This window comes from bacterium (assembly GCA_004322275.1).
GTDB lineage: Bacteria > Desulfobacterota > Deferrisomatia > Deferrisomatales > BM512 > SCTA01.
On the sequence record SCTA01000043.1, the window covers coordinates 1 to 4,725 of the forward strand.

Consider the following 4,725-nt stretch of genomic DNA (forward strand, 5'->3'; position numbering starts at 1 on the left):
GCCACGGTTCGCCAGAACGCGGGTTATCGCCGCCGTCAGCGTCGTCTTGCCGTGGTCAACGTGCCCTATCGTCCCGATATTGACGTGAGGCTTAGTCCTCTCAAATTTTTCCTTGGCCATTTTTATCCACTCCCCTCACATGTCCGGAGAAACGGAGAAAGACCCACCGGCAAGCCGCCGAAGGGCCGCTACACAAGCGAATACTGGAGCCCACAATCGGAATTGAACCGATGACCTCATCCTTACCAAGGATGTGCTCTGCCAACTGAGCTATGTGGGCCCGTAAAAACCGGGGCGGCAAAAAACCCCGCCGTTTAACCCGTTTACCAGGCTTTAAACTTTAATATGGAGCGGGAGACGGGGCTCGAACCCGCGACCCTCAGCTTGGAAGGCTGACGCTCTAGCCAACTGAGCTACTCCCGCTAAATCCCGCAATGCTGTGGTGGTGGGGGGAGGAATCGAACCTCCGAAGGCTAACGCCGGCAGATTTACAGTCTGCTCCCTTTGGCCGCTCGGGAACCCCACCACAGCCTTACGAATATTGTATTCCCGGAGCTGGCGATGGGAATTGAACCCGCAACCTGCTGATTACAAATCAGCTGCTCTACCCTTGAGCTACGCCAGCGTAAATCCGGCCTTTTGGCGTGCCAGTGCCAGTCCTCCCAGCAGAAGGAGGGTGGATGCTAGCTTACCCAACCCGAAGGTGTCAAGGGCAAAAATATCCGGCGCATCCTTTCAGTTCGGCTTACTCTTTCGGCGAAATAGTTTGCCGATTCAAAACCCATTCACCAAGGCTTTGTCCATACAACGCATCGGATAGAAGCCCCGGGCGCGGATAAGCTAAGACTGCGCCCTGAAACGTCTCAGCGCCTCATAGCCGAAAACTCCTGCGGCTACACTGATGTTGAGGGAGGAAACCTTTCCCTCCATCGGCAGAGAGGCGAGGATGTCGCAGTTCGCGGCGACGTTCGGCCTAAGCCCCTTGTCCTCCGCGCCGAGGACGATGACGAGGGGGAAAAATATCTTCGCCTTGAAAAGCTCCGTGCCCTCCGGCGCTGTGCCCATGACGAAAAATCCCTCGTCCTTCAGTTCCCGTATCGTGCGGGCGACGTTGACCACCTGAGCCACCGGGATGGAGGCCAGCGCCCCCGCCGCGCTCCTCGCCGCCGAGGCGGTGAGGCCCGCCGCCCTGTCCTTGGGGATAATCAGTCCCCCCGCGCCCACTCCGTCGGCGACGCGGGCGACAGCGCCGAGGTTGCGCGGATCCTGAACCGAATCGAGGATAAAGAGGATAGGGACGGCTCCGGGCCTCCGGGTCCGTTCTATTAAGGTATCGAGTTCGGCGTATTCCCACCCGCCGACCCGAAGGCATACCCCCTGATGGTTGCCGCCGACCGCCAGCGCGTCCAGCTTCTCGCGCGGCAGCTCCTCGACGGCGACACCGGCTACTCTTGCCGCCTCCAGTATCTCGGGGTCGGGCTTAATTCCCTTCGCCACTACCAGCCGCTCGCAGGTGTCGGGAAGGGTCTGGAGGTGTTCGAGGACGGTGCGCTTTCCGTAAAGCCACTCTTTCATGCCAAAATCCCGTCGATCTCCAAAGCTATCTCCCCGGCGGCCAGTCTGGGTTCTTCGGCGCTCCTTATCGGCCTTCCTATCACTAGGTAATCGGCCCCGGCCTTTACCGCTCCCGCCGGGGTGGCGATGCGGTTCTGATCGTTCGCCCCCGCTCCCGCCGGGCGCACTCCGGGGGTGACGATAAGCCCGCCGCTCCAGAGGCTGCGTATGGCTCCCGCCTCCAGCGGCGAGGCGACAACGCCGTCCGCGCCCGAAGCTTTGGCGAGGAGGGCGAAACGCTCCACGGCCTCGGCGGGGGTTCCCTTTACCCCAAGTTCGTCGAGAGTCCCCTGCGAGTGGCTGGTGAGAACCGTCACCGCAAGCAGCTTGGGAGGAACCTTCCCGGCTTTCGCCGCCCCTTCCCGTACCGCTTCGGAGGCTCGTTTCAGAGCATCCCCTCCTGCGAGGGCGTGGACGTTAATCATGAAGGCTCCGAGGGAGGAAGCGCTTCTCACCGCCCCCGCGACCGTGGCGGGAATGTCATGGAACTTCAGGTCCAGAAAGACCTTCTCGCCCTTGCCTACAATCTGTTCAACGAGGGAAGGCCCGGCGGAGACGAAGAGTTCCAGCCCAACCTTGAAAACTCCAACTCTGCCGGAAAGTCTGGCCACCCACAGGAGGGCATCGGCGGAGTTGTCCACGTCCAGCGCGAAGATAATCCGGTCTTTCCCCTTCATCAGCGGCGCTCCGTGACCCACTGGAAGGCGGTCGGCACGATATCGGCCAGCCCGACCTTCGACTCTATCCCGGTGGCGCGCTCCTTCACCTCGGCCAGCCCTTCCTTGAGGCCGCGCGAGCCCAGGGTGATGCGCAGGGGTATCCCGAGGAGGTCGGCGTCCTTGAACTTTACGCCGGGCCGCTCGTCGCGGTCATCCAGAAGCACCTCGACCCCCAGCTTTTCGAGCTTGCTCTCTATCCTTCTCGCCTCGGCCATCGTCTCCTCGTCCTTGACCTGCAGCGGGAGGATTATCACCTCCCAGGGGGCGATGGGGACGGGCCAGATGATGCCGTTCTCGTCGTTGTTCTGCTCGATGGAGGAGGCCAGCGTCCGTCCGACGCCTATGCCGTAGCACCCCATGACGATGTTCTGCTCCTTGCCCTCCGCGTCGAGGTAGACCGCCCCCAGCTTTTCGGAGTACTTGGTCCCCAGCTTGAAGATGTGGCCCACCTCTATTCCGCGGGCGACGGTGACGGGGGTCTTGCACCTCGGGCAGGGGTCGCCCGCCTTGATGAAGCGAAGGTCCGCCCACCCCGCGGGCTCGAAATCCCTGCCGGGGACGATGTTCCGGTAGTGAACGTCGGCCTTGTTCGCGCCGGAGATGAAAGAGGCGGTGCACCTGAGGGCGCGGTCGAGGTAGACGGGGACCTTTATCCCCACCGGCCCGGCGAAGCCGGTCGGCGCGCCGGTGGCCCTTCGGACGTCCTCCTCGGAGGCCAGTTCGGCGATGTTGGCTCCCACGAGGTTTTTCACCTTCGCCGGGTTCGCCTCGTGGTCGCCGCGCACGCAGACGGCGATGACCCCCTTGTCGGTGGTGAAGACAAGGGTCTTCGCCAGCTCGTGGGGGGCGGCCTGGAAGAAATCCGCCACCTCCTCGATGGTGCGGACATCCGGTGTGTCGCAGAGCTGGAGCCCCGGCGTGCAGGAGCGGTCGGGCTCGACGTGGTCGTGGGTCACCTCCGCCTTCTCCACGTTCGCCCCGTAGCCGCACTCGCAAGCCGCGATCTCGTCCTCGCCGGACAGGGCGAGAACCATGAACTCGTGGGAAAAGCTGCCGCCGATGGCTCCCGAATCCGCCTCGACCGCGACGAATTTGAGGCCGCAGCGCCGGAAGATGGAGTTGTAGGCCTCCTTCATCTTCCCGTAGCTCTCCTCGGCCCCGGCGTTATCGGTGTCGAAGGAGTAGGCGTCCTTCATTATGAACTCGCGGGAGCGCATCACGCCGAAGCGCGGGCGTATCTCGTCGCGGAACTTAGTCTGAATCTGGTAGAGGTTCGCCGGAAGCTGCCGGTAGGAGCGCACCTCGCGCCGGACGAGATCGGTGATGACCTCCTCGTGGGTCGGCCCCATGCAGTAGTCGCGGCCGTGGCGGTCCTTGAAGCGGAGCAGCTCTTTGCCGTAGTAATCCCACCGCCCCGATTCCTCCCAGAGTTCGGCGGGCTGGACGGCGGGCATCAGCACCTCCTGCGCACCGGCGTTGTTCATCCCTTCGCGGATGATCTTCTCTATCTTCCGAAGGCTGCGGAGCCCGGCGGGCATGTAAGTGTAGATACCGGCCGCCAGCTTGCGGATAAGCCCCGCGCGAAACATCAGCTTGTGGCTTATGACTTCCGCCTCGGCGGGGTCTTCCCGGAGGGTGGTTATGAAGAGCTTGGAGTATTCCATATCTGTTTCCTTATAAATTGTAGGTCGGCTTGAGGTACGAAAGCCGACAAAACCTTTTCCGTCATTCCTGAAAACGGGAATCCGGTCGGCTAATCGACCTTTATTTCCTCTTTCATCGAAATATCCATTGGGAAAAATACCAATGTTTTCGCCTTGTTGCTGTACTCCGCAAGAAAGCTGTTGTGCCAGCTCTTGTCTGCGACGTACTGCTTCACCTTGCCGTCTTCCTTGTCGAAGGCATATTTCGCGTCGGCGAAGAAGGCGATGGACCAGTTACCGCTCCATCCGGCCTTGTTTTTGGCGACGTAAGCGCGGGCCTGTTTAACATTTGCGATGAACAGATCGTTTGTCATACTCGCCTTCGGATCGATGACGACGAAGACCTTCTCGCTCGCATCGTCGACCCTGGCCGGTTTCAGATCGGCGGCAGCCGCCGGGGACGCGAGCCACGGCGCAGCCACAAGGATGAACGCCAATATCAGAACAAGACCATAGAATGTATTTTTCTTCATGACCTGCCTTCAAAGTAGAAATACTTTTACCTGTCATTCCCGCGAACTCGCGGGAATCCGGTTATGTAGGGCGGGCTCGGCCCGCCTGTTTACACTTTGTGGGGCTCTGCCCCACTCCCCTTGGTACTTCTTTTAGAAAGAAGTACCCAAGAAATCGGCCCGGAAGGAGCCGCTCGCTCTACGAGCGACCGGTCGCTGCGGCGGGGGCGTGAGGGG

General features: G+C 61.3%; 5 protein-coding genes and 4 tRNA genes. All 9 read right to left on the bottom strand.

All coding sequences use genetic code 11. From position 1 onward, the window contains the following. Positions 1–120 (bottom strand): elongation factor Tu (gene tuf, locus EPN96_12770; GenBank protein ID TAL15475.1); only part of this gene is annotated, 120 nt, incomplete at its 3' end. An 84-nt stretch (positions 121–204) separates the two neighbouring features. Beyond that, positions 205–280, bottom strand: a tRNA-Thr gene (locus EPN96_12775). A gap of 66 nt (positions 281–346) precedes the next feature. Further along, positions 347–423, bottom strand: a tRNA-Gly gene (locus EPN96_12780). Positions 424–440: 17 nt separating this feature from the next. Further along, positions 441–526: transfer RNA gene (locus tag EPN96_12785), tRNA-Tyr, on the bottom strand. A 24-nt stretch (positions 527–550) separates the two neighbouring features. Next, positions 551–625 (bottom strand) — tRNA-Thr (locus tag EPN96_12790). Positions 626–840: 215 nt separating this feature from the next. Continuing rightward, entirely contained in the window at positions 841–1,575 is a 735-nt protein-coding gene (rlmB, locus tag EPN96_12795) for a 23S rRNA (guanosine(2251)-2'-O)-methyltransferase RlmB (GenBank protein ID TAL15476.1), read from the bottom strand. Beyond that, positions 1,572–2,291, bottom strand: coding sequence for an orotidine-5'-phosphate decarboxylase (locus tag EPN96_12800; GenBank protein ID TAL15477.1), 720 nt, complete (start codon positions 2,289–2,291; stop codon positions 1,572–1,574). The genes rlmB and EPN96_12800 overlap by 4 nt, the downstream gene beginning before the upstream one ends. Further along, positions 2,291–3,997, bottom strand: coding sequence for a proline--tRNA ligase (locus EPN96_12805; protein TAL15478.1), 1,707 nt, complete (start codon positions 3,995–3,997; stop codon positions 2,291–2,293). Before EPN96_12805 ends, EPN96_12800 begins: the two co-directional genes overlap by 1 nt. Before the next feature lie 89 nt (positions 3,998–4,086). Continuing rightward, complete coding sequence (locus EPN96_12810) at positions 4,087–4,509, bottom strand: hypothetical protein (protein ID TAL15479.1); 423 nt, start codon at positions 4,507–4,509, stop codon at positions 4,087–4,089. Positions 4,510–4,725: the final 216 nt, after the last annotated feature.

Excerpts from the sequence above, each read along its gene's own strand:
- rlmB (TAL15476.1), bottom strand. The coding sequence starts at position 1,575 with ATGAAAGAGTGGCTTTACGGAAAGCGCACCGTCCTCGAACACCTCCAG.
- EPN96_12810 (TAL15479.1), bottom strand. The coding sequence starts at position 4,509 with ATGAAGAAAAATACATTCTATGGTCTTGTTCTGATATTGGCGTTCATC.
- EPN96_12800 (TAL15477.1), bottom strand. The coding sequence starts at position 2,291 with ATGAAGGGGAAAGACCGGATTATCTTCGCGCTGGACGTGGACAACTCC.
- EPN96_12805 (TAL15478.1), bottom strand. The coding sequence starts at position 3,997 with ATGGAATACTCCAAGCTCTTCATAACCACCCTCCGGGAAGACCCCGCC.